General features: G+C 71.3%; 24 protein-coding genes. 14 read left to right on the top strand and 10 right to left on the bottom strand.

The window, feature by feature from the left end; genetic code table 11:
• Nucleotides 1–34: 34 nt before the first annotated feature.
• A complete protein-coding gene (locus QF030_RS11505; protein ID WP_307162555.1) occupies nt 35–1,039 on the bottom strand; it encodes a DEDDh family exonuclease in 1,005 nt (334 codons plus the stop codon).
• A gap of 502 nt (nt 1,040–1,541) precedes the next feature.
• Between QF030_RS11505 and QF030_RS11500 the strand changes: the two genes are divergently transcribed.
• The 3 genes from QF030_RS11500 to QF030_RS11490 all read left to right on the top strand — a co-directional run bounded on the left by QF030_RS11500 (nt 1,542) and on the right by QF030_RS11490 (nt 4,072).
• Nucleotides 1,542–2,252 (top strand): VIT1/CCC1 transporter family protein, encoded by a 711-nt coding sequence (locus QF030_RS11500; RefSeq protein ID WP_307162554.1) that lies wholly within the window; start codon nt 1,542–1,544, stop codon nt 2,250–2,252.
• A gap of 279 nt (nt 2,253–2,531) precedes the next feature.
• The gene (locus QF030_RS11495; RefSeq protein WP_307162553.1) at nt 2,532–3,416 is read left to right on the top strand and encodes a sterol desaturase family protein; all 885 of its coding nucleotides are present in this window, start codon (nt 2,532–2,534) and stop codon (nt 3,414–3,416) included.
• Nucleotides 3,413–4,072, top strand: coding sequence for a lysoplasmalogenase (locus QF030_RS11490; protein WP_307162552.1), 660 nt, complete (start codon nt 3,413–3,415; stop codon nt 4,070–4,072). Before QF030_RS11495 ends, QF030_RS11490 begins: the two co-directional genes overlap by 4 nt.
• 57 nt (nt 4,073–4,129) lie before the next feature.
• Here QF030_RS11490 and QF030_RS11485 read toward each other — a convergent pair whose 3' ends face one another.
• The 3 genes from QF030_RS11485 to QF030_RS11475 all read right to left on the bottom strand — a co-directional run bounded on the left by QF030_RS11485 (nt 4,130) and on the right by QF030_RS11475 (nt 8,405).
• Nucleotides 4,130–5,080 carry a copper resistance D family protein gene (locus QF030_RS11485; RefSeq protein ID WP_307162551.1) on the bottom strand — a complete coding sequence of 317 codons (951 nt, stop codon included), beginning with the start codon at nt 5,078–5,080 and terminating at the stop codon, nt 4,130–4,132.
• 37 nt (nt 5,081–5,117) lie between these two features.
• Nucleotides 5,118–6,698 (bottom strand): CoA transferase, encoded by a 1,581-nt coding sequence (locus QF030_RS11480; protein WP_307162550.1) that lies wholly within the window; start codon nt 6,696–6,698, stop codon nt 5,118–5,120.
• Between the two features lie 177 nt (nt 6,699–6,875).
• Nucleotides 6,876–8,405, bottom strand: coding sequence for a S8 family serine peptidase (locus QF030_RS11475; RefSeq protein WP_307162549.1), 1,530 nt, complete (start codon nt 8,403–8,405; stop codon nt 6,876–6,878).
• A gap of 313 nt (nt 8,406–8,718) precedes the next feature.
• Here QF030_RS11475 and QF030_RS11470 point away from each other — a divergent pair, with 313 nt between their 5' ends.
• The 3 genes from QF030_RS11470 to moaA all read left to right on the top strand — a co-directional run bounded on the left by QF030_RS11470 (nt 8,719) and on the right by moaA (nt 11,858).
• Nucleotides 8,719–9,075, top strand: a complete 357-nt coding sequence (locus QF030_RS11470) for a DUF485 domain-containing protein (protein ID WP_307162548.1) — start codon at nt 8,719–8,721, stop codon at nt 9,073–9,075.
• Nucleotides 9,072–10,697: a solute symporter family protein gene (locus QF030_RS11465; protein ID WP_307162547.1), complete on the top strand. Its 1,626-nt coding sequence runs from the start codon at nt 9,072–9,074 to the stop codon at nt 10,695–10,697. Before QF030_RS11470 ends, QF030_RS11465 begins: the two co-directional genes overlap by 4 nt.
• 171 nt (nt 10,698–10,868) lie before the next feature.
• Entirely contained in the window at nt 10,869–11,858 is a 990-nt protein-coding gene (gene moaA, locus QF030_RS11460) for a GTP 3',8-cyclase MoaA (protein ID WP_307162546.1), read from the top strand.
• Here the strand turns inward: moaA and QF030_RS11455 are convergent.
• Both QF030_RS11455 and QF030_RS11450 read right to left on the bottom strand, forming a co-directional pair.
• Nucleotides 11,855–12,085 carry a hypothetical protein gene (locus QF030_RS11455; protein ID WP_307162545.1) on the bottom strand — a complete coding sequence of 77 codons (231 nt, stop codon included), beginning with the start codon at nt 12,083–12,085 and terminating at the stop codon, nt 11,855–11,857. The two genes, moaA and QF030_RS11455, sit on opposite strands and share 4 nt — an antisense overlap.
• 197 nt (nt 12,086–12,282) lie before the next feature.
• Nucleotides 12,283–12,690, bottom strand: coding sequence for a DUF3099 domain-containing protein (locus tag QF030_RS11450; protein WP_307162544.1), 408 nt, complete (start codon nt 12,688–12,690; stop codon nt 12,283–12,285).
• 248 nt (nt 12,691–12,938) lie between these two features.
• Between QF030_RS11450 and QF030_RS11445 the strand changes: the two genes are divergently transcribed.
• Nucleotides 12,939–13,217: a GlsB/YeaQ/YmgE family stress response membrane protein gene (locus QF030_RS11445; protein WP_307162543.1), complete on the top strand. Its 279-nt coding sequence runs from the start codon at nt 12,939–12,941 to the stop codon at nt 13,215–13,217.
• 117 nt (nt 13,218–13,334) lie between these two features.
• On the opposite strand, the gene tyrS is transcribed toward QF030_RS11445, so the two are convergent.
• From tyrS to QF030_RS11430, 3 genes are read right to left on the bottom strand one after another with little or no spacing between them, the layout of a single operon-like run.
• Nucleotides 13,335–14,603, bottom strand: a complete 1,269-nt coding sequence (gene tyrS, locus QF030_RS11440; protein WP_307162542.1) for a tyrosine--tRNA ligase — start codon at nt 14,601–14,603, stop codon at nt 13,335–13,337.
• 56 nt (nt 14,604–14,659) lie between these two features.
• Nucleotides 14,660–16,063, bottom strand: a complete 1,404-nt coding sequence (locus tag QF030_RS11435; protein WP_307162541.1) for a metallopeptidase TldD-related protein — start codon at nt 16,061–16,063, stop codon at nt 14,660–14,662.
• Nucleotides 16,060–17,583, bottom strand: coding sequence for a TldD/PmbA family protein (locus tag QF030_RS11430; RefSeq protein ID WP_307162540.1), 1,524 nt, complete (start codon nt 17,581–17,583; stop codon nt 16,060–16,062). The genes QF030_RS11435 and QF030_RS11430 overlap by 4 nt, the downstream gene beginning before the upstream one ends.
• Nucleotides 17,584–17,825: 242 nt before the next feature.
• On the opposite strand from QF030_RS11430, the gene fabG reads away from it, so the two are divergent.
• The 3 genes from fabG (at nt 17,826) to QF030_RS11415 (ending at nt 19,835) form a co-directional block, all read left to right on the top strand.
• Nucleotides 17,826–18,545, top strand: a complete 720-nt coding sequence (fabG, locus tag QF030_RS11425) for a 3-oxoacyl-[acyl-carrier-protein] reductase (RefSeq protein WP_307162539.1) — start codon at nt 17,826–17,828, stop codon at nt 18,543–18,545.
• 5 nt (nt 18,546–18,550) lie between these two features.
• On the top strand, nt 18,551–19,318 hold the full coding sequence (gene fabI, locus QF030_RS11420; protein ID WP_142269636.1) for an enoyl-ACP reductase FabI: 768 nt from the start codon (nt 18,551–18,553) through the stop codon (nt 19,316–19,318).
• Between the two features lie 163 nt (nt 19,319–19,481).
• The gene (locus QF030_RS11415) at nt 19,482–19,835 is read left to right on the top strand and encodes a hypothetical protein (RefSeq protein WP_307162538.1); all 354 of its coding nucleotides are present in this window, start codon (nt 19,482–19,484) and stop codon (nt 19,833–19,835) included.
• On the opposite strand, the gene QF030_RS11410 is transcribed toward QF030_RS11415, so the two are convergent.
• Nucleotides 19,816–20,505, bottom strand: a complete 690-nt coding sequence (locus QF030_RS11410) for a FadR/GntR family transcriptional regulator (RefSeq protein WP_307162537.1) — start codon at nt 20,503–20,505, stop codon at nt 19,816–19,818. The genes QF030_RS11415 and QF030_RS11410 overlap by 20 nt on opposite strands.
• A gap of 70 nt (nt 20,506–20,575) precedes the next feature.
• On the opposite strand from QF030_RS11410, the gene QF030_RS11405 reads away from it, so the two are divergent.
• From QF030_RS11405 to QF030_RS11390, 4 genes are all read left to right on the top strand, one after another.
• Nucleotides 20,576–21,922: a CynX/NimT family MFS transporter gene (locus tag QF030_RS11405; RefSeq protein WP_307162536.1), complete on the top strand. Its 1,347-nt coding sequence runs from the start codon at nt 20,576–20,578 to the stop codon at nt 21,920–21,922.
• A 211-nt stretch (nt 21,923–22,133) separates the two neighbouring features.
• A complete protein-coding gene (locus QF030_RS11400) occupies nt 22,134–22,250 on the top strand; it encodes an SGM_5486 family transporter-associated protein (protein ID WP_107104192.1) in 117 nt (38 codons plus the stop codon).
• 210 nt (nt 22,251–22,460) lie between these two features.
• Complete coding sequence (locus tag QF030_RS11395; protein WP_307162535.1) at nt 22,461–22,667, top strand: hypothetical protein; 207 nt, start codon at nt 22,461–22,463, stop codon at nt 22,665–22,667.
• A gap of 79 nt (nt 22,668–22,746) precedes the next feature.
• A complete protein-coding gene (locus QF030_RS11390) occupies nt 22,747–23,265 on the top strand; it encodes a SixA phosphatase family protein (protein ID WP_307162534.1) in 519 nt (172 codons plus the stop codon).
• Nucleotides 23,266–23,305: the final 40 nt, after the last annotated feature.

Here is a 23,305-nt window from a genome sequence, read left to right as displayed (position 1 = left end):
GGCGAGTCGCGTGGCAATCACCCGTACGTACGGGTCACCCGTCGGCGGGCTCCACATCCCGCAGGAGTTGCCCGAAGGCGGCCTCGTCGACGACGGGCGTCCCGAACTGCCGCGCCTTCACCACCTTCGAGGTGCCCGAGTCGGGGTCGTTGGTGACGAGCAGGCTGGTCAGCCGGGACAGGCTCGTGGCGACGTGCAGTCCCGCTTCGGCGGCGCGGTCCTCCAGCAGGTCCCGCTCGACCGAGGTGTCGCCCGAGAAGGCGACCCGCATGCCCTGCTTGAGTCTTTTGCCGTCTTCGTACCGACCGGGATTGGGATGGGGGCATGCGGGCCTTTTGCGGGACGGCCGCCAAGTGCCGGGCCGGTAGCCGCCGTAGCCGCCACCGCCCGGACCGCTCGCCTGCCGGCCGATGAGGGGCGCGGGCCGGTCGGCCCACTCGGTGAGCGGCCGGCACTCGAGCAGCGGGAGCCGGACACCGCCCGCCGCCGCGGCCCGCAGACTCGGCCGGAACGCCTCGGCGAGCACGCGCGCGTCGTCCAGCGCGTGGTGCGCGCGCTGCTGCACCACCCCGAAGTGGGCCGCGAGCGACTCCAGCTTGTGGTTGGGCAGCGGCAGAGCCAGCTCCTTGGAGAGCGCGATGGTGCACAGCCGCTGTCGTACCGGCGCCTCGCACTCCGCGCGCGCGTACTCCCGCGCGATCATCTGCCAGTCGAAGACCGCGTTGTGCGCGACGAGCACCCGCCCGTCGAGCCGGGCGGCGAACTCCGCGGCCACTTCCCGGAAGAGGGGCGCACCCTCGAGTACGTCGCTCGTCAGACCGTGGATCCACACGGGCCCCGGGTCGCGCTCCGGATTGACCAGCGTGTACCAGTGGTCCTCCACCTCGCCGCGCGCGTCCAGCCGGTAGACGGCGGCGGAGATGATCCGGTCGTCCCGGGCCAGGCCGGTGGTCTCCACGTCAACGACCGCGTACCCCTGGGGATACGCGGTCGGCCACTCCGTGGGGGAGGACGCTGTCGTCGTGTGGTCTTCGAGCATGGTCACTGAGGATACGGGCCCCCACTGACACCTCGGCGCACCCGCCCCGAAGAGGGCCGACCGAAGCCCTCCGGACCGTACGGGAGTTCGCGCGACGCACGCACGCGTGCCCGCGCCCGACGGCTGACGCCCGGCCAACTCCCCTCATCGGAACCACGCTTCACGCCCGTCCGCCCCCGTCCGCCCCGGTCCGCCCGTTCCCGTCCGTCCGCCCGCCCCCGTCCGCCGGCCGCGTCCGCACCCGGACCAGCCACCGGGCCCGTCCGCACCCGGACCGGCCGGTCCGCACCCGGCCTGCCCGCCCGGCCGCCCGGCCGGTCTGCGTCCTGCCTGCCCGACAGTCCGTCCGGCCGGCCGGTCCGCATGTGGCCCTGCCCGTCCGCATCGGGCGTGCCTGCCCGTCCGCCCTGCCCGTCCGCACCCGCCCTGCCCGCCCGGCCGCCCGGCCGGCGAGCAGCGTCGGTACGGGGCACGCGCCTCACGGGGTGCCATCCTCCGTGCTGTGACGGAACCCACCCACGCCGAGGCCCACCGAGGCTCGCTCGGATCCCGGCTGAACTGGCTGCGCGCCGCGGTCCTCGGCGCCAACGACGGCATCGTCTCCATTGCCGGTCTCGTCGTCGGCGTGGCCGGCGCGACGGACGACCGCTCGGCTCTGCTGACGGCGGGTCTCGCCGGTCTGCTCGCCGGGTCGATGTCCATGGCGGCGGGGGAGTACGTCTCCGTGTCGACCCAACGGGACTCCGAGAAGGCGGCGCTCGCGCTGGAGCGCCGGGAACTGCGCGAGCAGCCGGAGGCCGAGCTGGCGGAGCTGGCCGAACTGCTGGCCGAACGGGGGCTGTCCCAGGAGGTGGCCCGGGAGGCCGCCGTCCAGCTCACGGAACGGGACGCCCTGAGGGCCCACGCGCGCGTGGAGCTCGGTATCGACCCCGACGACCTCACCAATCCCTGGCACGCGGCCTGGGCCAGCTTCCTCGCCTTCACGGCCGGGGCCCTGCTCCCCCTCCTGGCCATCGTGCTGCCCCCGGCGGACTGGCGTCTCCCCGTGACCGTCGCATCGGTCCTGGCCGCCCTTGCGGGCACAGGCTGGAGCAGCGCCCGCCTGGGAGCAGCGGCACCGGGACGCGCGGTACTGCGCAATGTGGGGGGCGGTGCGCTGGCGATGGGCGTGACGTATCTCGTCGGATCACTGCTGGGGGCGGCGGGGGTGTGAGGGGCAGGGCCGGCCGAGACAGCACCGGATACCAGGAGGGTCTGACGGCGTATCGGCCTGCCGGGGAGGCCGCCCTCCCCGGCCCGACTGCCGAACGATCCTTCGGTGTGGCCGTGCCCGCCGAGGGCGGCGCGAGGGCCGCCGGCGAACATCAGGGCGCGAAGTAGCGCCCGGCCTCGCCGATTGGCGGAGATCGCCAACAAGCAAGCGCGTACCGTCGGTAATACTTGTCGGTAACAACGTCTAGCCGCAGCCCATCAGGCGTTCTACGGTGCCCCCATGCCGAACCTGCCCGATGTCGTGCTGTGGTCGATACCCGCCTTCGTGCTGCTCACCGTGGTCGAGGTGATCAGCGTCCGGCTCCATCCCGACGAGGATGCGGCCGGATACGAGACGAAGGACGCCGCGACGAGCGTCGGCATGGGGCTCGGGAGTCTCGTGTTCGACTTCGTCTGGAAGATCCCGATCGTCGCGCTCTACACGGCGATCTACGAGCTGACCCCGCTCCGTGTCCCGGTCCTGTGGTGGACGCTCCCCCTGATGCTGCTCGCGCAGGACTTCTTCTACTACTGGTCCCACCGTGGCCACCACGTCATCCGCGTGCTGTGGGCCTGTCACGTGGTCCATCACTCCAGCGAGAAGTTCAACCTCACCACCGCCCTGCGCCAGCCGTGGACCACGCTGACCGTCTGGCCGTTCTACGTCCCGCTCATCGCCCTCGGTGTCCACCCGGCCGCGCTCGCGTTCTGCTCCTCGGCCAACCTCGTCTACCAGTTCTGGATCCACACCGAGCGGATCGACAGGATGCCCCGGTGGTTCGAGTTCGTGTTCAACACGCCGTCCCACCACCGCGTCCACCACGCCTCCCAGGGCGGCTACCTGGACCGCAACTTCGGCGGCATCCTCATCGTCTGGGACCGGCTCTTCGGGTCGTTCGTGCCCGAGGTCGACCGGCCCGTCTACGGGTTGACCAAGAACATCAACACGTTCAACCCGATCAAGGTGGCCACCCACGAGTACGTGGCGATCGTCAAGGACGTCAAGGCGGCGAGCAGTTGGCGCGAGCGGACGGGACGCGTGTTCCGTGGACCGGGCTGGCAGCCCGCGCCCGCGCCGACACCCTCGACCCCCGCCAACACGGTCGGGGAGACCACGGCCGCGTGACCCGCTCCCGCGTCCTCCTCGGCCTGTTCGCCCTCTTCGCGGTCATCGACCTGCTCAGTCTCGCGGTCGACGCCGACGCCGGGCACGTGGTGGCGAAACCCCTCCTGATGCCCCTCCTGGCGGCCTGGGCGGCCCTGCGCGGCGCACCCCGGCTCCTGGTCGCCGCCCTCCTGTGCGGCTGGGGCGGCGATACCCTGCTGCTGTTCGACGCCGACGCCGCCTTCCTCGCCGGCATGGCGTCCTTCGCCGCCGGCCACGTCTGCTACCTGGTGCTGTTCGCGCGCGTCGGCCGACCCCACGCCCGTGGCGCCCTTCTCGCCCCCTGCTACGCCATCGCCCTGATCGCCACCGTCGCCCTGCTGTGGCCGGATCTCCCGGCGGACCTGCGCCTTCCCGTGGCCGTCTACAGCACCCTGCTCACGGCCATGGCGTTCTCGGCGACCACCCGGCTCGGCCCGGTCGCTGGCGCGGGCGGCGCGCTGTTCCTGCTCTCCGACACCCTCATCGCCACCGGTGTGGCCGACTGGGCCCAGCCCCCGCGTCCCGATCTGTGGATCATGCTCACCTACATCGCCGCACAGGTCCTGCTGGTCCTCGGCGCGACGAGCCGCCGTCAACCGACAGCCGACCCCCGGTCCTTGATCCTCAACCCTTGATCCCCGACCCTCGTTCCTCGCTCCCTCGCTCCACCATTGATCGTCACGTCGTGGTCCTCAACCCTTGATCGGCAGCGGCAACGCCGTCAACAGCCCCGACACCGCGACCACCACCCCCAGTGCGACGATCTCCACGCGCGCGGGGGAGCAGGCGGCCAGCGGGTCGGGAGCCCGGCGCAGCCGGGTCCGCGCCCACAGGGCGAGCAGCGCGACCGCGCCCACGATCAGCACCTTGGCGAGGAGCACGCGTCCGTACGCCGACGTCGTCAACTGGTCGAGCACCGTCTCCGAGGGCATCCGGCGCAGTGAGCTGCACAGCCCGGTCATGGTGACCCCGGCGAACAGGACGGCCGCCACGCGCGCGTAGAGCCCGAGCAGCGCGGCGCACGCCTCGGCCCCCTCCCAACCCCGCAGCGTACGGAGCACGTTCAGCAGCCCGCCGGCCCACAGCGCCGAGCACGTCAGATGCAGCACCGTCAGTCCGGAGCCGATCAGCGGCGTGGACTCGGTGGGCGGATGGGCGCGCAGGGCCTCCGCCAGGATCACCGCCGCGAGGGGCCACACCTGGCGGTTGGGCCGACGGGTGAGCGCGCACAGCCCCGCCACGGCGAACGCGATCGCCTCCAGCAGCGCGAGAACGCCGCTGCGCGAGCCATGGCCGTGCGGCGCCAGTTCGCCGACGGTCGCGGCGGCCGCGAACCCCACGACCGCCGCGTACGGCGCCCAGCTGACCGGTCGGCCGGGCGGGGTGTCGGGCACCCATCGGGTGAGGCCGGCCGTGAACAGCTCGCCCACCTGCACGCACAGCGCCGCGAACAGCAGCGTCCGCAGCAGCGCGACCATGCCGGAGTCCGTGGGTGTGGCCTCCCCGGTGCCGTGCGCGGCGACGGAGGGCCCGAGCAGCGGGATCAGGGCCGCGAGCCCCACCAGGACGAGCAGTGCCACCGCCCGGCCCGAGCCGGTTCGGCGCAGGGATCGGGTTGCTTCGGTCGGTCGTATGAGGGCCATGCCAGGATCTTCACCATCACTGACAAATCAGGGCAACTCATTCCGAGTCGGTCGGCTGGGTGAGATGGCGGTACGGCGGTGGGGCGTCCGTGGACCGGAGCCAGCGCGCCGGATCGGCTCCCCAGGGCCCCGGCGGCCGCGACCAGTCGCCCGGCCCGCCCTCGAACGACACCGGTGAAAGGGCATGGCGCAGCCGCCCGAGAGGACTGTCGGTCTCCGCGAGCCAGGAGCCGGAGTCGACGCTCCCGCCCCCGCTCACCTGGCGGTCCTGCGCCTTGGTCATCCCTTTGCCCTCCCCTTCGTCCATCCGGACGCCCGCGACGGAGCCGTCCTCGCTCCGGCCGCGCTCACTCCGGCCGTCCCCGCGCCGGACTCTCGCGTCCCGGTCGTCCCCGCTCCGGCCGTCCCCGCCCTCGCCCGCCCGGGTTCCCTCGGTGAGCCACGCCGCGGTGCGGGCCAGGGCCAGCCGTACGAACCGGCTGCCACCGTCGTACGACTGCTCGGTCAGCGCCCGCAGCACGGCCGCCGCCAGCAGATAGCCGGTGCCGTGGTCGAGGGCCTGTGCGGGGAGCGCGCCCGGCCGCCCGGTGGAGCCCTCGACGGTGGCGATGCCGGTGGCCACCTGGACCAGGCTGTCGAAGCCGCGGCGCCCGCCCCACGGCCCGTACGCGCCCCACGCCGACACCTGGGCCACGACCAGCCCGGGCCGCCGTTCGGCCAGCGCCTCGGGGGAGAGGCCGAACCGGTCCAGCGCGCCCGGCCGGTAGCCGGTGACCACGACGTCGGCCGTCGCGAGCAGGTCCTCGAAGGTGCGCCGGTCGGATGCCAGGTCCAGCAGCGCCGAGCGCTTGCCGAAGCCCGTGTCGGCGTGCTGGTCGGGCAGCTCGGGCAGACGCGGCGCGTCGACCCGCAGGACGTCCGCGCCCAGCAGGGCCAGGGTGCGGGTGGCCACCGGGCCGGCCAGGACCCGGGTGAGGTCCAGGACGCGCACGCCGGACGCGGGCAGCAGCGGGCCCTCCTCCAGTGGTGCGAACGTCCGCGCGCGTGCCTCGTCCGACCGGTCCCGCTCCACCAGGGGGCGAGCGGCGATCAGGGCCGCCTGCTCCTGTGCCGCCCACTCCTCGGGCGTGCGCGACGCGACGGCCAGGCCCCCGGCCGCGTACACCGCGTCCTCGACGTCCAGGGCGCGGCGCTCCGCGAGCGACGCCTCGACATCGGCCGGGTCGGCGCTCTCCGGCAGGGCCAGCGCCCTGAGCAACCGCTCGCGGTGGTGCGGGTAGTTGGCGTGGGTGCGCACCCATCCGTCGGCCGTGCGCCAGAACCGTGACAGCGGGGCGAAGGAGACCGGCGCCCGTCCGTCGACGAGCAGCCGGCGCTCGCTGACGAACGCGGTGGCCACCGCCGCGTCGTGCACCCGCACCGCGGGCGCCTCCGGGAGACCGGCCCGTCGTGCTCCCAGTTCGGCGCCGGCCAGCGCGCACGCGCCCACACAGGCGCGCGCCAGTTCCCGTACGGGAAGGCGTGCCGGCAGGACGTCCTCGCGGACGACGGTCGACACGCGCGTGAGGAGGCCGGGATCGCCGCCCAGCTCCGACCAGGCGAACTTGATTTCAGGCATGACTGCACTATGCATCATTGATTCAATCAATATGAACGCGCCCGCCGACGGGCCCCGGTACGTATGACCCTGCTCATCGCGTGACCGTCACGGCAGTCATCACCGGACGCGCCGAGGACCGCACGCACGAAGGGCCGGGCGGATGTCCGCCCGGCCCTCGTACCGCCCTTCGGGCGGCTACTTCACGGCACGCAGCGCGTTCACGACGCCGAAGCCGAAGAAGCCGTTGAGGCGCTTGCCGCCCACGCAGGTCGCGTCCACGACCCCGTTGCCGTCGCCGTCGTACGGCTCGGTCGGGCACGCCGTGCTGTCGGCCTGGAGCTTGAGCAGCGCCTGGAGCTGGGCCGGGCTCGCGTGCGGGTGGGTCGACTTGAGCAGCGCGGCCACGCCGGCGACGTGCGGGGACGCCATCGAGGTGCCCTGCAGGAAGCCGTACGTGTTGTTCGGCAGCGTGGACAGGATGCGGCCGTTGGCCGACGGGGTGTCCGGGATCTGGTACTTGTCGCCACCCGGAGCCGCGACGTCGATGGCGCCCAGACCGTAGGTGGAGTAGTACGACTTGGTGCCCTTGACGCCGGTCGCGCTCACGGTGACGACACCCGGCAGCTGGGTCGGCACGTCGAAGCACTCGTGCGGGTCGACGGTCCGCTCGACCGGCGTGGAGTCGTCCGGGCTGGAGGCGTCGACCAGGGAGTCGGAGTCCAGGTCGTGGTTGGAGTTGCCCGCCGAGGCGACGTTGATCGTGCCCTTCTTCTGGGCGTACAGCTGGGCCCTGTTGACCGCGTCGACGATCGCCTTCTGGTCGGGGTCGTCCATGCAGTTGTACAGCCACGGGTCGACGTAGTAGCTGTTGTTCGTGACCTCGACGCCGTGGTCGGCGGCGAACACGAAGGCGCAGACGACGTTCTCCGGGTAGAAGAGGCCGTCCTTGGGGTCGCTCACCTTGATGCCGGCGACCTTCACGCCGGGCGCTACGCCCGCCACGCCGATGCCGTTGCGGGCCGCTGCGATCTCACCGGCGACATGGGTGCCGTGGTAGTCGTCCGCGGTGTACGGGCGCCAGGCGCCCTCACTGGTGTCCGCGACGCCGCCGACGCAGTTCGCCGACTGGGAGGCGGAGAAGTTCGGCGCGAGGTCCGGGTGGGTGTCGTCGACGCCGGTGTCGATCACGGCGACCGTCACCTTCTTGCTGCCCGGGTCGATCTCGGCGGCCTTGTCGGCGCCGATCGCGCGCAGGTCCCACTGGTCGGCCTCGAGCGGCTCGCTCTGGCCCGCCGCGTCGGACGCCTTCTCGATCTTCGCGGCCTCCGCCTTGGAGAGGACCTGCGCCGCCCCCTCGTCGGTGGTCCCCGCGGCGCTCAGCGGCGCGGTACGGGTCGCACCCGCCGACTGCACGCCGCGCACCGCGCGTATCTGTGGGCCGAAGTCGGGGTTCGCCGAATGGACGACGAGCACGCCGATCTTCTCGTACGCCGCGACGACGGTGCCGCCGGCCGCGGCGATCGCCTTCTTCACCGACCCGATCGTGCGGTGGTCCACCTTCGTGTTGACGACGTACGCCAGGGTTCCGGCATCGGCCGCCTGGGTGGCGGAAGTCGTGACGGGCGCCGCGGAGGCCGCCGTCGGCAGGAAGCCGAGGGAGGCGGTCAGCGACAGCACGACGGGCACCGCGAGCGCGAGGCGGCGTCTGGAAGGCAGATGAGCCATGGGGTCTCCACATCATCCGGAAACGGGACCTGTCCCAAGCGCAGGTGCTGCTTGAACAGGTACATGACGGGTGGTGCTCGCCCGAAGCTATCTCCCGGACTCACCGCCCAGCAATGACTTCCAGACGGCGAGTTTGCCGACCCATGACCTGACGCCGCTCACGCTCGTTGGGCATGACCTGCCGAAGGCCACTTCGACAAACCCGCCCGACGCGTTGAACCCGTCCTTGTGCGGCGCCGTGACCTTGGGCAGGGAGCGAGAGGACACTCGCCTCCTTTCGCCGTCCGACCAGCACCCGCAACGAGGAGACTTCGTGGCCACCGAGACACCGCCCCCCTCGAAATCCCCATCCCGGCTCCCCTCCAGCGAGGAGTTCGTCGCGGTGCACGAGAGCGCGGAGTTCGGTGAACTGCGCAGCTCCTACCGCGGTTTCGCCTTCCCGCTGACGGTCGCCTTCATCGCCTGGTACCTGCTGTACGTCCTGCTGTCCAACTACGCGGGCGACTTCATGGGCACCAAGCTCTTCGGCAACTTCAACGTGGCCATGGCCCTCGGCCTCGCCCAGTTCCTCACCACCTTCCTCATCGCCTGGTGGTACGCACGGACCGCCGCAGCGCGGTTCGACCCCAAGGCCGAGGCCATCAAGTCCCGGATGGAGGGCGGAGCATGAGCCCCGCACAGCACACCCTGCTCGCCGCGGGCGAGGCCAGCGAGCACCGCACGCTGATCATCATCCTGTTCTCGGTGTTCGTCGCCGCGACCCTGGTCATCACCGTCTGGGCCGGCCGCCAGACCAAGGACGCCGCCGACTTCTACGCCGGCGGCCGCCAGTTCACCGGCTTCCAGAACGGTCTCGCCGTCTCCGGCGACTACATGTCCGCCGCGTCCTTCCTCGGCATCGCGGGCGCCATCGCCCTCTTCGGCTACGACGGTTTCCTGTACTCCATCGGCTTCCTGGTCGCCTGGCTGGTCGCCCTGCTCCTGGTCGCCGAGCCGCTGCGCAACTCCGGCCGTTACACGATGGGCGACGTCCTGGCGTACCGCATGCGCCAGCGGCCCGTCCGCACGGCCGCCGGTACCTCCACCATCGTGGTGTCGATCTTCTACCTGCTGGCCCAGATGGCGGGCGCGGGCGTCCTGGTCTCCCTGCTGCTGGGCATCACCAGTGACAGCGGCAAGATCGGCATCGTCGCGCTGGTCGGCGTACTGATGATCGTCTACGTGACGATCGGCGGCATGAAGGGCACCACCTGGGTGCAGATGGTCAAGGCGGTCCTGCTCATCGCCGGCGCCCTTCTGCTCACCTTCCTGGTCCTGCTGAAGTTCGACTTCAACCTCTCCGACCTGCTGGGCTCGGCCGCCGACAACAGCGGAAAGGGCGCGGCCTTCCTGGAGCCCGGCCTGAAGTACGGCGCCACGGGCACCACCAAGCTGGACTTCATCTCGCTCGGCATCGCCCTGGTCCTGGGCACCGCGGGCCTGCCGCACATCCTGATCCGCTTCTACACCGTGCCCACCGCGAAGGCCGCCCGTAAGTCGGTCCTCTGGGCCATCGGCCTCATCGGCGCCTTCTATCTGATGACCCTCGCCCTCGGCTTCGGCGCCGCCGCGCTGATCGAACCGGACGAGATCACCGCCTCCAACAAGGCAGGCAACACCGCGGCGCCCCTGCTCGCCCTCCATCTCGGCGGCGTCGACTCCAACTGGGGCGCGATCCTGCTGGCCACCATCTCGGCGGTCGCCTTCGCCACCATCCTCGCGGTCGTCGCGGGACTGACCCTGGCGTCCTCGTCGTCCTTCGCCCACGACATCTACGCCAACGTCATCAAGAAGGGCACCGCCACCGAGAAGCAGGAGATCAACGCGGCCCGCTACGCCACCGTGGGCATCGGCGCCGTCTCCATCCTGCTGGGCGCCCTCGCACGGGACCTGAACGTCGCGGGCCTGGTCGCCCTCGCCTTCGCGGTCGCCGCCTCGGCCAACCTCCCGACGATCCTCTACAGCCTCTTCTGGAAGCGGTTCACCACCTCCGGAGCGCTGTGGTCGATCTACGGCGGCCTGGTCACCGCGGTCGGCCTGGTGCTGTTCTCGCCGGTCGTCTCGGGCAAGCCCAGCTCGATGTTCCCGGACGTGGACTTCCACTGGTTCCCGCTGGAGAACCCCGGCATCATCTCGATCCCGGTCGGATTCCTGCTGGGCGTCGTAGGGACCCTGCTGTCCAAGGAAGAGCCGGACAAGGAGAAGTACGCCGAGCTGGAGGTCCGCTCCCTGACCGGCACCGGAGCCCACTGAACAACCGCTGACCACGCCCCCCTCCCGCGGCCGCGTCGTAGATCCCTACGACGCGGCCGCCTCCTGTCGCCCGGGATCTGGTGTGATCGGGCTCTGTTCTTGTCACCGCTGTCACGTAGGCTCGCAAGTGACGGAGAAGAACACGCGATCGCTACGAGGGAGGGGGCCCACGTGCTCATCGACACCTACGGCCGCGTGGCCACCGACCTGAGGGTCTCGCTGACCGACCGCTGCAACCTGCGCTGTACGTACTGCATGCCCGAGGAGGGCTTGCAGTGGCTGGCCAAGCCCGACCTGCTCGACGACGACGAGATCGTCCGCCTGATCGGCATAGCGGTCTCCACGCTCGGCATCGAGGAGGTCCGCTTCACCGGCGGTGAGCCCCTGCTGCGCCCGGGCCTGGTCGGCATCGTCGAGCGGGTCGCAGCGCTGGAGCCGCGCCCCCAGATGTCGTTGACGACGAACGGCATCGGCCTGCGCCGCACCGCCACCGCCCTCAAGGCGGCGGGCCTGGACCGGGTCAACGTCTCCCTCGACACCCTGCGGCCCGACGTGTTCAAGACCCTCACCCGCCGGGACCGTCACAAGGACGTCCTCGAGGGCCTCGAAGCCGCCCGCGAGGCCGGCCTGACGCCGGTGAAGGTCAACTCGGTCCTGATGCCCGGCCTGAACGAGGACGAGGCCCCGGACCTCCTGGCCTGGGCCGTCGAGCACGACTACGAGCTGCGCTTCATCGAGCAGATGCCCCTGGACGCCCAGCACGGCTGGAAGCGCGAGGGCATGGTCACGGCCGGCGACATCCTGGCCTCCCTGCGCACCCGGTTCGACCTCACCGCCGAGGGAGAGGGAGAGCGCGGCTCCGCCCCCGCCGAACGCTGGCTGGTGAACGGCGGTCCGCATCGGGTGGGCGTCATCGCCTCCGTCACCCGCCCGTTCTGCGCCGCCTGCGACCGCACCCGCCTCACGGCCGACGGCCAGGTCCGCACCTGCCTCTTCGCCCGCGAGGAGACGGACCTGCGAGCGGCCCTGCGCTCCGGCGCCCCCGACGAGGAGATAGCCCGTATCTGGCGGCTGGCGATGTGGGGCAAGAAGGCGGGCTCGGGCCTGGACGACCCGACCTTCCTCCAGCCGGACCGGCCGATGTCGGCGATCGGCGGCTAGGTCCGGTTCTGCGCGGTCTCCGGGGACTCCCACTCGGTCAGCGGCACGACGTCCTTGAGGAAGCCCCGGAGTCCGAGGAACTGCGACAGATGCTCCCGGTGCTCCTCGCACGCGAGCCATGTCTTGCGGCGCTCGGGCGTATGCAGCTTCGGGTTGTTCCATGCCAGTACCCAGACCGCGTCGACACGGCAGCCCTTGGCAGAACAGATCGGGGTCTCGTCACTCACAGGCTTGTCTCACCACACGCACACAAAGGCGACGCCGAGCAGCCACGGGGGGAGCTGCCCGGCGTCGGTCCGTCGCTCCGACGGGGGATGCGGAGCGCGTACGAAGTATGTCACGGCTCACGGTCGCCACGGCACTGGAACAACATGATTGATCTGAGCTTTTCCTGAGCTTGGAGCACAGCCTGCTCATGGCCTGTTCACGGCTGACGCTCAGCCGGATCGGGCGCCGGCTCCTTCCGGAGGCGTTCCGCGAAGCCCTCCTCTTCCGGGACGGAACCCACGGATTCATCCTCGGCGCGCGGCGGAGCGATCATGGTGCGCACCGGCGCCGTCAGGAAGGTGGACGGAAGGGAAGGCACGTTCTCCCGCCCCGCGTTGGCGATCACCACCGAGATGTAGGGGAGCACCACCCCCAGGACCAACGCCACGAGAGCCACGTGCCGTTCCACGTTCCACAGCGTCGCCGCGAGGATCACCGACACCGTACGGATGGACATCGAGATGATGTACCGACGCTGCCGGCCCCGCACGTCGTCCTGGAGTCCCTGGCGCGCACCGGTGATCCGGAACACCTGGACGTTGCCGCCGCCACCTTGCTTCCGCATCACATTCCACCGTCCGCCCGCATCGGCCTCGTCCCGGACCCTGTCTCCGGCCCGCACCCGATCGGGGAGCCGGGCCCGGACACCATCCACGGTACGCCGCGACTGCGCCGCCTTCGAGACCGGGTCGCCTGCCGTCCGGGCGAAGGTTCTGCGCCGTGCCGCGTATGGCCCTACCCGACATGCGCCGTACGGCGGGCGGACCGAGACTTGGGTCCAACGCTCACGCAGAGCCGTACAAGGAGGCAGACATGGGCTGGTTGTGGGCCATCATCGTGGGATTCGTGCTGGGTCTGATCGCGAAGGCGATCATCCCGGGCAAGCAGCACAGCCCGCTCTGGCTGACCACCATTTTCGGCATGCTGGGCGCCATCGTGGGGAACTCGATCGCCCGCGCGGCAGGGGTCGAGTCCACCCCCGGCATCGACTGGAGCCGCCACGCGTTCCAGCTGATCGCCGCGATCATCATCGTCGCCCTGGGCGACATGCTCTACATGGCGACGCTGGGCAAGCGCAGGCAGAGGACGTGATCCCCGCGCTCCACAGGGGCGCGGGGAACTGCGCGACACGCCACGGCGAACGCCGCGGACGGCAGCGCACCCGCACCCCTCGGCGCACGCCTCACGGCACGGCCCGCGGAGCGTCCCTCAGCCTTCGGTGACCTCGACGGCGGCCAGGTTCTTCTTCCCGCGCCGCAGCACCAGCCACCGCCCGTGGATGAGTTCCTCCTGCGCCGGGACGGCGTCCTCCGCGGTGACCTTGACGTTGTTCACGTAGGCCCCGCCCTCCTTCACGGTCCGGCGCGCGGCGGACTTGCTGGCCACCAGACCGACCTCGGCGAACAGGTCCACGACCGGTCCCAGCTCGGCGACCCGGATGTGCGGCACCTCGGAGAGGGCCGCTGCCAGCGTCCGGTCGTCGAGCTCGCCGAGCTCGCCCTGGCCGAAGAGGGCCTTGGACGCGGCGACCACGGCGGCCGTCTGGTCGGCGCCGTGCACCAGCGTCGTCAGCTCCTCGGCCAGCGCGCGCTGAGCGGCCCGGGCCTGCGGACGCTCCTCGGTCTGCCGCTCCAGCTCCTCGATCTCGGCGTGGGTCCTGAAGCTGAAGATGCGCAGGAACTTCGACACGTCCCGGTCGTCCGCGTTCAGCCAGAACTGGTAGAAGGCGTACGGCGTGGTCATCTCGGGGTCGAGCCAGACCGTGCCGGACTCCGTCTTGCCGAACTTGGTGCCGTCCGCCTTGGTGATCAGCGGGGTGGCCAGCGCGTGCACGACGGCGTCGGGCTCCACCTTGTGGATGAGGTCGGTGCCCGAGGTGAGGTTGCCCCACTGGTCGCTGCCGCCGGTCTGGAGCGTGCAGCCGTGCCGCCGGTACAGCTCCAGGAAGTCCATGCCCTGCAGGATCTGGTAGCTGAACTCGGTGTAGCCGATCCCCGCGTCGGAGTTGAGCCGCCGCGAGACGGCCTCCTTGGCGATCATCTTGTTGACGCGGAAGTGCTTGCCGACGTCCCGCAGGAACTCGATGGCCGACATGCCCTGCGTCCAGTCAAGGTTGTTGACCATGACCGCCGCGTTCGGGCCCTCGAAGTCGAGCAGCGGCGCGATCTGCGCGCGCAGCCGCTCGACCCACTGGGCGACGACCTCGGGCGAGTTCAGCGTCCGCTCCGCGGTGGGCTTCGGGTCGCCGATCAGCCCGGTGGCCCCTCCGACCAGACCCAGCGGACGGTTGCCCGCCTGCTGGATCCTGCGCATCGTCAGGATCTGCACCAGGTTGCCGAGGTGCAGACTGGGCGCGGTCGGGTCGAAGCCGCAATAGAACGTGACGGGACCGTCCGCGAACGCCTTGCGCAATGCGTCCTCGTCAGTGGAGAGGGCGATCAGCCCGCGCCACTGCAGTTCGTCGACGATGTCCGTCACGGTTCTCGTATCTCCTTGATGATCTTCGAGCAGCCGAGCGACTACCGGCTACGAGGTTATACGCCCTGACTGACAGAGCTCATATTGAAGTCCGGCACCCGCAGCGCGGGCATCGCAGCCCTAGTGAACCAGTCGCTCCACTCCCGGGGCAGCGTCTTTTCCGTGCGCCCCGCCTCCGTCGCCCGGCCCAGCAGCCCGACCGGCGACTCGTTGAACCGGAAGTTGTTCACCTCGCCGACGACCTCGCCGTTCTCCACCAGGTAGACGCCGTCCCGGGTCAGGCCGGTGAGGAGCAGGGTGGCCGGGTCGACCTCGCGGATGTACCACAGGCAGGTCAGCAGCAGTCCGCGTCCGGTGTTCGCGACCATCTCCTCCAGGGAGCGGTCCTCGCCGCCGTCCAGGATCAGGTTGTCGGCCCCGGGCGCCACCGGCAGGCCGGTCAGGGCCGCGCTGTGCCGGGTGGTCGTCAGATGCTTCAGTTCGCCCGCCGCGACCCATTCGGTGGGCCGCACCGGCAGGCCGTTGTCGAAGACCGACTGGTCGCCGCCGGAGGAGTGCGCGATGACGAACGGGGACGACTCCAGGCCCGGCTCGTTCGGGTCGCTGCGCAGGGTCAGCGGCAGCTCGGAGAGCTTCTCCCCGAGCCGGGTGCCGCCGCCGGGCTGGGAGAACACCGTCCGGCCCTCGGTCGCGTCACGGCCGGAGGCCGACCACAGCTGGTAGATCATCAGGTCCGCCACCGCGGTCGGCGGCAGCAGCGTCTCGTACCGCCCGGCGGGCAGCTCGATCCGCCGCTCCGCCCAGCCCAGCCGCACGGCCAGCTCGGCGTCGAGCGCCGCCGGATCGACGTCCTTGAAGTCCCGGGTCGAGCGCCCGGCCCACGCCGAGCGCGTCCGGTCCGGGGACTTGGCGTTGAGCTCCAGCGTCCCGTTCGGCTGGTCGTGCCGCAGCCGCAGCCCGGTCGACGTGCCCAGGTACGTGGAGACGAGCTCGTGGTTGGCGAACCCGTAGAGCTCGCGACCGCCCCCGCGCGCGCGTGCGAACGCCTCGCCCAGGGCGGGCGCGAAGTCCGCGAACACCGCCGACGAGGTCTCCGCGGGCGCCTCGGTGAACTCCGGGGACCGGGCCACGCCGCCGACCAGCGGCTGCGCGTCCTCGGCGGGACCGGCGCCACGCGCGGCGGCCTCGGCGGCCCGTACGAGGGACTCCAGCTCGTCCGCGGTGACGGCGGCCCGCGAGACGACGCCGGAGGCGGTGCCCTCTTTGCCGTCGACCGTGGCGATCACCGTGAGCGTGCGCCCGCGCGTGACGCCGTTGGTCGTCAGCGCGTTGCCGGCCCAGCGCAGGTTCGCCGTCGACTGTTCGTCGGCGATCACGACACAGCCGTCGGCCCGCGACAGCTCGAGGGCTCGCTCGACGATCTCGTGCGGCTGCTGCGCCTTGTTGGTGCCCGCGCTCATCGACCGGCCTCCTGCGTGGTGTTCAGAATGTTGACGCCCTTGAAGAGGGCCGACGGGCAGCCGTGCGACACCGCCGCGACCTGGCCCGGCTGGGCCTTGCCGCAGTTGAAGGCGCCGCCGAGGACGTACGTCTGCGGCCCGCCGACCGCCGCCATCGACCCCCAGAAGTCGGTGGTCGTCGCCTGGTAGGCCACGTCCCGCAGCTGTCCGGTGATCCGCCCGTTCTCGATCCGGAAGAACCGCTGCCCGGTGAACTGGAAGTTGTAGCGCTGCATGTCGATGGACCAGGACCGGTCGCCGACGACGTAGATGCCGCGGTCGACGCTGCCGATCAGACCCTCGGTCGGCATCCCGGCCGGATCCGGCCGCAACGACACGTTCGCCATGCGCTGCACCGGGACATGGCCGGGAGAATCGGCGAAGGCGCACCCGTTGGACCGCTCGAACCCGGTCAGCTTCGCGATCCGCCGGTCCAACTGGTAGCCGACGAGCGTGCCGTCCTTCACGAGGTCCCAGGACTGGCCCTCGACGCCCTCGTCGTCGTAGCCGACCGTCGCCAGCCCGTGCTCGGCGGTGCGGTCACCCGTGACGTTCATCAGGTCCGAGCCGTAGCGCAACGTGTTGAGCTGGTCGAAGGTGGCGAAGGAGGTACCGGCGTAGGCGGCCTCGTAGCCCAGGGCCCGGTCCAGCTCGGTGGCGTGTCCGATGGACTCGTGGATGGTCAGCCACAGGTTCGACGGGTCGACGACCAGGTCGTACAGCCCCGGCTCGACGCTCGGCGCCCGCATCTTCTCGGCGAGCAGCTCCGGCATCCGGTCGAGCTCCTCGTCCCAGTCCCAGCCGGTGCCCGTGAGGTACTCCCAGCCGCGTCCGACGGGCGGCGCGATCGTACGCATCGAGTCGAACTCGCCGCTCGACTCGTCGACCGAGACCGCGGTGAGCGCCGGGTGCAGCCGCACCCGCTGCTGAGTGGTCACGGTGCCGGCCGTGTCGGCGTAGAACTTGTTCTCGTGGACGGTGAGCAGCGACGCGTCCACGTGGTTGATCCCGTTAGCCGCCAGCAGCCGCGCGCTCCAGTCCGCGAGCAGGGCCGCCTTCTCCTCGTCCGCGACGGTGAACGGGTCGATCTCGTAGGACGAGATCCACGTCCTGTCGGCGTGCACCGGCTCATCGGCGAGTTCCACCCGCTCGTCCGAACCGGCGGCCTTGATCACCTGAGCGGACAGCTTGGCCATCGCCACGGCCTGCGAGGCGACCCTGGCCGCGGCGTCCATCGTGAGATCCACGCCGGACGCGAATCCCCACGTGCCGCCGTGCACCACCCGCACCGCGTACCCGAGGTCGGTCGTGTCGGACGACCCGGAGGGCTTGGCGTCCCGCAACCGCCAGGACGCGCTGCGCACCCGCTCGAACCGGAAGTCCGCGTGCTCCGCCCCCAGGGCACGCGCGCGTGCGAGAGCGGCGTCGGCGAGGGCGCGTAGGGGTAGGGCCGTGAAACTTTCATCGATGCTGTGGGGCACCTACGTCTCTCCCTGGTGTCGTCACGTATGAGGGCTCGATCATGTCGCGCCCGGCAGCCCCGGACCACACCTTTCCGCCCCGCTTCCGCAAACTTTCTGTAGAGACCCCACAGCCAGCCCGGTGAGCCACTGTCGGTGCCCGAATGCCCGTCGGACGAGGCAGACCGATAGATTTCGAGGGAAGCCACCTGCCCCCCAGCGTTCGGGCGGGTGCGTCAGATCCCTATCGAAAGGGTGATCCGTTGAGCCGCTCGGTTCTCGTCACCGGAGGAAACCGGGGCATCGGCCTCGCCATCGCCCGCGCGTTCGCCGATGCCGGCGACAAGGTCGCCATCACCTACCGCTCCGGCGAGCCACCGGCCGCCCTGGCGGAACTGGGTTGCCTGGCGGTCAAGTGCGACATCACCGACTCCGAGCAGGTGGAGCAGGCCTACAAGGAGATCGAGGCCGAGCACGGCCCCGTGGAGATTCTGATCGCCAACGCCGGCGTCACCAAGGACCAGCTGCTGATGCGCATGTCCGAGGAGGATTTCACCTCGGTCGTCGACACCAACCTCACCGGCACCTTCCGCGTGGTCAAGCGCGCCAACCGCGCCATGCTGCGGGCCAAGAAGGGCCGTGTCGTCCTGATCTCGTCGGTCGTGGGACTGCTCGGCTCCGCCGGCCAGTCGAACTACGCCGCCTCCAAGGCCGCCCTGGTCGGCTTCGCGCGTTCCCTCGCCCGTGAGCTGGGGTCGCGCAACATCACCTTCAACGTCGTCGCGCCCGGCTTCGTCGACACCGACATGACCAAGGTGCTCACCGACGAGCAGCGCGCGGGCATCGTCTCGCAGGTCCCGCTCGGCCGGTACGCGCAGCCGGAGGAGATCGCCGCGACGGTGCGGTTCCTCGCCTCGGACGACGCCTCGTACATCACTGGAGCCGTCATTCCCGTTGACGGCGGACTGGGAATGGGTCACTGATCACCATGAGCGGAATTCTCGAGGGCAAGCGCGTCCTGATCACCGGCGTGCTGCTGGAGTCCTCCATCGCCTTCCACACCGCCAAGCTGGCCCAGGAGCAGGGCGCCGAGATCATCCTGACCGCGTTCCCGCGGCCCACGCTGACCGAGCGCATCGCCAAGAAGCTGCCGAAGCCCACCAAGGTCATCGAGCTCGACGTGACGAACGACGAGCACCTCGGCCGGCTGGCCGACATCGTCGGCGAGGAGCTCGGCGGTCTCGACGGCGTCGTGCACTCCATCGGCTTCGCGCCGCAGGACGCCATGGGCGGCAACTTCCTCAACACGCCGTTCGAGTCGGTCGCCACGGCGATGCACGTCTCGGCGTTCTCCCTGAAGTCGCTCACGATGGCCTGTCTGCCGCTGATGCAGAACGGCGGCTCGGTCGTCGGCCTCACCTTCGACGCCTCGTTCGCCTGGCCGCAGTACGACTGGATGGGCCCCGCCAAGGCGGCGCTGGAGGCCACCAGCCGCTACATGGCGCGTGACCTGGGCAAGCAGAACATCCGCTGCAACCTGGTCTCCGCCGGCCCCATCGGTTCCATGGCGGCCAAGTCCATCCCGGGCTTCTCCGAGCTGGCCTCCGTGTGGGACGACCGTGCCCCGCTGGAGTGGGACCTCAACGACCCCGGTCCGGCCGGCCGCGGTGTGGTCGCCCTGCTGAGCGACTGGTTCCCGAAGACGACGGGCGAGATCGTCCACGTCGACGGCGGCCTGCACGCCATCGGAGCCTGATCACCGACCCGCTGCCGACGCCCCGTTCCCCCGCCCGCGCGGGGGAACGGGGCGTCACCCGTTCGGCTCACCCGGCCAGGCGGGGGAGTGCCCCGGCAAGGCACTCTGAAGTGCGGGTTCCTTACCGCGCTTTCCTCCCCAGCACGGCCGAGGAGGTCCCCTTGTGCGCCTGTCTCGCAGCCTGGCCCCAGTGACCGTCGCCGTCTGTCTCGTCCTGTCGCTGCCGTACGACGCGATGCCGCACGCACGCGTGACCGACCGGCAGGACACCGCCGCACCCGAGGAACCGTTCGGCGCGGAGTGCCGCACCGAGGTCCGCGGCTCCCGCGTCGTCGCCCACTGCCACAACCCCTACGCCGACACCGACCGTGTCCGTCTGCACATCGAGTGCGACCGCTGGTGGGATCTCGACACCGACGGCACCCCCGCCGACGTGGGCCCCGCCCGGACCGTGCGGCTCACCGGCCGCTGCTGGAAGGAGGTCCGCTCGGCCTGGGTCAGCCACCAGAAGCGGTGAACCGTCCGGGCCGGCACAGCAAGGGATAGCCGGCCGCCTCGACGGCGGCGGCCTCCGCGTCGCCCGCGCGGATCGCGTCCACCAGCCGTGCGTGGTCCATGTACGTCTCCGGCGTCAGCTCCTCGCCGACGTCCTCGCGCAGCCAGTCCCGCAGCACCTCGCCGAGGTCCGCGTACATCGCGGTCATGACGTCGTTGTGGGAGGCCGCCACCACCGCCAGGTGGAAGGTCGCGTCCGCCGCCACGAACGTCTCCTTGTCGCCCGACTCCCAGGCCTCCTCGCGCCGCAGGATGAGCGTGTCCAACTGCTTGAGGTCCTTCTCCGTGCGCCGTCCGGCCGCCAGCCTCGCCGCGCTCGACTCCAGCGTGGCGCGCAGCTCGGCGATGTGGCCGGGGTCGGCGTCGGCGAAGCGGCGGTGCATCACGCCCGCGAGCTCGCTGGTCGCCACGACGTACGTGCCCGACCCCTGCCGGATGTCCAGCAGTCCGTTGTGCGCGAGCGCCCGGACGGCCTCTCGGACCGTGTTGCGGGCGACGCCCAGCTGTTCGACCAGCTCGGGCTCGGTGGGGATGCGTGCGCCGACCGGCCACTCGCCCGAGGTGATCTGGGTGCGCAGCGCGGCGATGACCTGCTCGGACAGCGCCGAGCGGCGGGGATGGCTCAGGGGCATGGCACACCTTCGCACGGCCGGGGCGGTCGAGGGGAGCCCGGGCATGGACAACCAATCATCCCATGATTCTATGATGGTCGGCATGGCTGGCGAACAGACCCGGACGACGACACCCCCACCCGTGAGCGCCTCGGCGGAGGGCGAGCCCCCGCGCACGGCCACCCGCGCGTGGGACTGGAGCACACGGCTGCTCGTCGTCGGCATCGTGCTGGCCGCCCTCAACCTCAGGCCCGCCATCACCAGCCTCGGCTCCCTCCTCGAAGAGGTGCGCGACGGGCTCGGCATGAGCGGCAGCGTGGCCGGGCTCCTCACCTCCGTGCCCCCGCTCTGCTTCGCCGTCTTCGGCGTCATGGCACCCCGTCTCGCCCGCCGCTTCGGACCGGGCGCGGTGGTGTGCGCCGGCATGGCAGCCATCACCGCGGGACTGCTCCTGCGCCCCTACGCGGGCGGCACGGCGGGGTTCCTCGCCGCCAGTGCCCTCGCTCTCATGGGCATCGCCGTCAGCAACGTCCTGATGCCGGTCATCGTCAAGCGCCACTTCCCCGACCGCGTCGGCACCATGACCGGTCTGTACTCGATGGCCCTCGCCCTCGGCACCTCCACCGCCGCCGCGGTCACCGTGCCCATGACCGAGGCGCTGGGCGGCAGTTGGCAGACCGGCCTCGCGCTGTGGGCGGGCCTGGCGGCGGCGGCCGTCCTGCCCTGGCTGCCGCTCGCACGGAACGGCGGGACGGCACCGCGCGGCGCCCTTCCGGCGGGGGAGCGGCAGGAGGGAAGCCCGGAGGCCGCCCCCCGGGTCCACGCGCGCGTGCCGCGACCGCCGGCCGCCCCGCTGCGCATCACCCGCAGCCGTACCGCCTGGGCGCTCGCCGTCTTCTTCGGCCTCCAGGCCACCGCCGCGTACATCACCATGGGCTGGATGCCGCAGATCTTCCGGGACGCCGGGGTGCCCGCGGGCACGGCCGGACTGCTGCTCGCCGTGACGATGGCGATGGGCGTGCCGTTGGCCTTCGTCATCCCGCGCGTGGCCACCCGGCTGCCCCACCAGGGGCCGATCGTGCTCGCGCTCGGCGGCTGCGGCCTCGTCGGCTACGCCGGCCTGTACCTCGCGCCGGCCGGCGGTGCCTGGGCCTGGGCCCTGCTGCTCGGCATCGCCAACTGCGCCTTCCCGCTCGCCCTCACCATGGTCGGGATGCGTGCCAGGACCGGCGCGGGTGTGGCGCAGCTGTCGGCGTTCGCGCAGAGCACCGGCTATCTGATCTCCATCCCCGGCCCGCTCCTGGTGGGCGTGCTCTACCAGCACAGCGGCGGCTGGGGCCTGCCCCTCGCGCTGATGGCGGGCCTGATGGTCCCGCAGACGGTCGTGGGCGTCCTGGCCGGCCGGGACCGCACGGTGGAGGAGGAAGCCGCCCGCTGACCCACCGGCCGACCCGTCCCCTGACCGACCGGCCGACCCGCCCGCTGACCCACCGGCCGACCCGTCCCCTGGCCCGTCCCCTGGCCCGCCCGCCGGCCCGCCCGCCGACCCGTCCCCAGGCCCTCGGCCGACCCACTCCCTGGCCCGCCCGCGGACCCCGCCCGCCGACCCCGGGGACATCGCCGGGGGCGGGAGGTGCGAGACTTGCCGTATGCCAGTGCTCGACCCGAACCCCCAGAACGGTCAGAAGAAGATGCTGATCGTCTTCGGCTCGTTCCTCGCCATCTTCGTCGTCATCGCCGTCATCGCGACCATCGCCTCGCCCTGACGGCCCGGCCGAACCTCGCCCTGCCGCGATCCCGTCCGAGTGACCGGGGTGGGGTTAACCCCCCTTTCCCCTAGGGGGTGAGGGTCAGGGTCAAGTGGGTGGGTCACCGGATGGGTCGAGGGCCGCCGATTCCGTAACTTCGAGATGTGACCGCGGGACGCGGATCACCTGCCGAGGTCCCCGGACCACTCGAAGACAGCGGAGGCACCCATGTCGGCCCCTACGCACACCCGGCCCCACCCGGCCGCCTCGGGCGGCGTCGGCACCTGGCTGCCCTGGTGGGCCCTCGCCCTCCCGACGCTCGCCTTCTTCACCCTGCTGGTGCTGATACTGAATCCCGCCGACGCTCAGGCGGCCACCGGCGACCCGGCGATCACCCACCTCGTCGAGCGTGTGCAACAGCTGATCACCCGCTAGGGCGGAGCTCGGCACCGCTGGTGAACCCGCATGTCAACTCCCTGCGCCCCATGGCCTGTTTCATGCGAAGCTGGGACTCATGAGCGTCGCAGAACCCCGCAGGATCGTCCTCTTCCGCCATGCGAAAGCCGACTGGCCGCAGGTGACCGACCATGAGCGTCCGCTCGCTGAGCGGGGCCGAAAGGACGCCGCCGTCGCCGGACGCAAGCTGGTCGACACCGGCATCCCCATCGACCTGGCCGTCTGCTCCACCGCGGTCCGCACCCGCGAGACGTGGAAGCTCGCCGTTCACGAGTTCCCGCATCGGCCGAAAACCGTCTACGAGGAGCGGATCTACGAGGCCTCACCGGGTGAGCTGATCGCCCTGCTCAACGAGACACCCGACGATGTGCGTGACGTCGTCCTGATCGGCCACAACCCCGGCATCCAGGGCCTCGCCGACATCCTGGCCGCCCGGGCCGACGGGGACGCGGGCGAGCGGATGCGCAGCCGTGGCTTCCCGGCCGCCGCCTTCGCCGTCGTCTCCTTCGACGGCCCCTGGAAGTCCCTGGAACCGGGCGCGGCCACACTGCTCGACTACTGGGCGCCCTCCGAGTGACCCACCCGGCACGCGCGAGGGCCCGGCACCGTGACGGCGC

Source organism: Streptomyces rishiriensis (assembly GCF_030815485.1).
In the GTDB taxonomy this organism is placed as follows: Bacteria; Actinomycetota; Actinomycetes; order Streptomycetales; family Streptomycetaceae; genus Streptomyces; species Streptomyces rishiriensis_A.
This window is presented reverse-complemented; position numbering and strand designations above follow the sequence as displayed.

What these genes read in the sequence shown, in the direction of transcription:
- QF030_RS11390 (WP_307162534.1), top strand. Translation starts at nt 22,747, where the DNA reads ATGAGCGTCGCAGAACCCCGCAGGATCGTCCTCTTCCGCCATGCGAAA.
- QF030_RS11395 (WP_307162535.1), top strand. Translation starts at nt 22,461, where the DNA reads ATGTCGGCCCCTACGCACACCCGGCCCCACCCGGCCGCCTCGGGCGGC.
- fabI (WP_142269636.1), top strand. Translation starts at nt 18,551, where the DNA reads ATGAGCGGAATTCTCGAGGGCAAGCGCGTCCTGATCACCGGCGTGCTG.
- QF030_RS11475 (WP_307162549.1), bottom strand. Translation starts at nt 8,405, where the DNA reads ATGGCTCATCTGCCTTCCAGACGCCGCCTCGCGCTCGCGGTGCCCGTC.
- QF030_RS11480 (WP_307162550.1), bottom strand. Translation starts at nt 6,698, where the DNA reads ATGCCTGAAATCAAGTTCGCCTGGTCGGAGCTGGGCGGCGATCCCGGC.
- QF030_RS11435 (WP_307162541.1), bottom strand. Translation starts at nt 16,063, where the DNA reads ATGAGCGCGGGCACCAACAAGGCGCAGCAGCCGCACGAGATCGTCGAG.
- QF030_RS11450 (WP_307162544.1), bottom strand. Translation starts at nt 12,690, where the DNA reads ATGCGGAAGCAAGGTGGCGGCGGCAACGTCCAGGTGTTCCGGATCACC.
- QF030_RS11465 (WP_307162547.1), top strand. Translation starts at nt 9,072, where the DNA reads ATGAGCCCCGCACAGCACACCCTGCTCGCCGCGGGCGAGGCCAGCGAG.
- QF030_RS11445 (WP_307162543.1), top strand. Translation starts at nt 12,939, where the DNA reads ATGGGCTGGTTGTGGGCCATCATCGTGGGATTCGTGCTGGGTCTGATC.
- QF030_RS11505 (WP_307162555.1), bottom strand. Translation starts at nt 1,039, where the DNA reads ATGCTCGAAGACCACACGACGACAGCGTCCTCCCCCACGGAGTGGCCG.
- QF030_RS11410 (WP_307162537.1), bottom strand. Translation starts at nt 20,505, where the DNA reads ATGCCCCTGAGCCATCCCCGCCGCTCGGCGCTGTCCGAGCAGGTCATC.
- QF030_RS11485 (WP_307162551.1), bottom strand. Translation starts at nt 5,080, where the DNA reads ATGGCCCTCATACGACCGACCGAAGCAACCCGATCCCTGCGCCGAACC.
- QF030_RS11400 (WP_107104192.1), top strand. Translation starts at nt 22,134, where the DNA reads ATGCCAGTGCTCGACCCGAACCCCCAGAACGGTCAGAAGAAGATGCTG.
- QF030_RS11495 (WP_307162553.1), top strand. Translation starts at nt 2,532, where the DNA reads ATGCCGAACCTGCCCGATGTCGTGCTGTGGTCGATACCCGCCTTCGTG.
- QF030_RS11405 (WP_307162536.1), top strand. Translation starts at nt 20,576, where the DNA reads ATGATGGTCGGCATGGCTGGCGAACAGACCCGGACGACGACACCCCCA.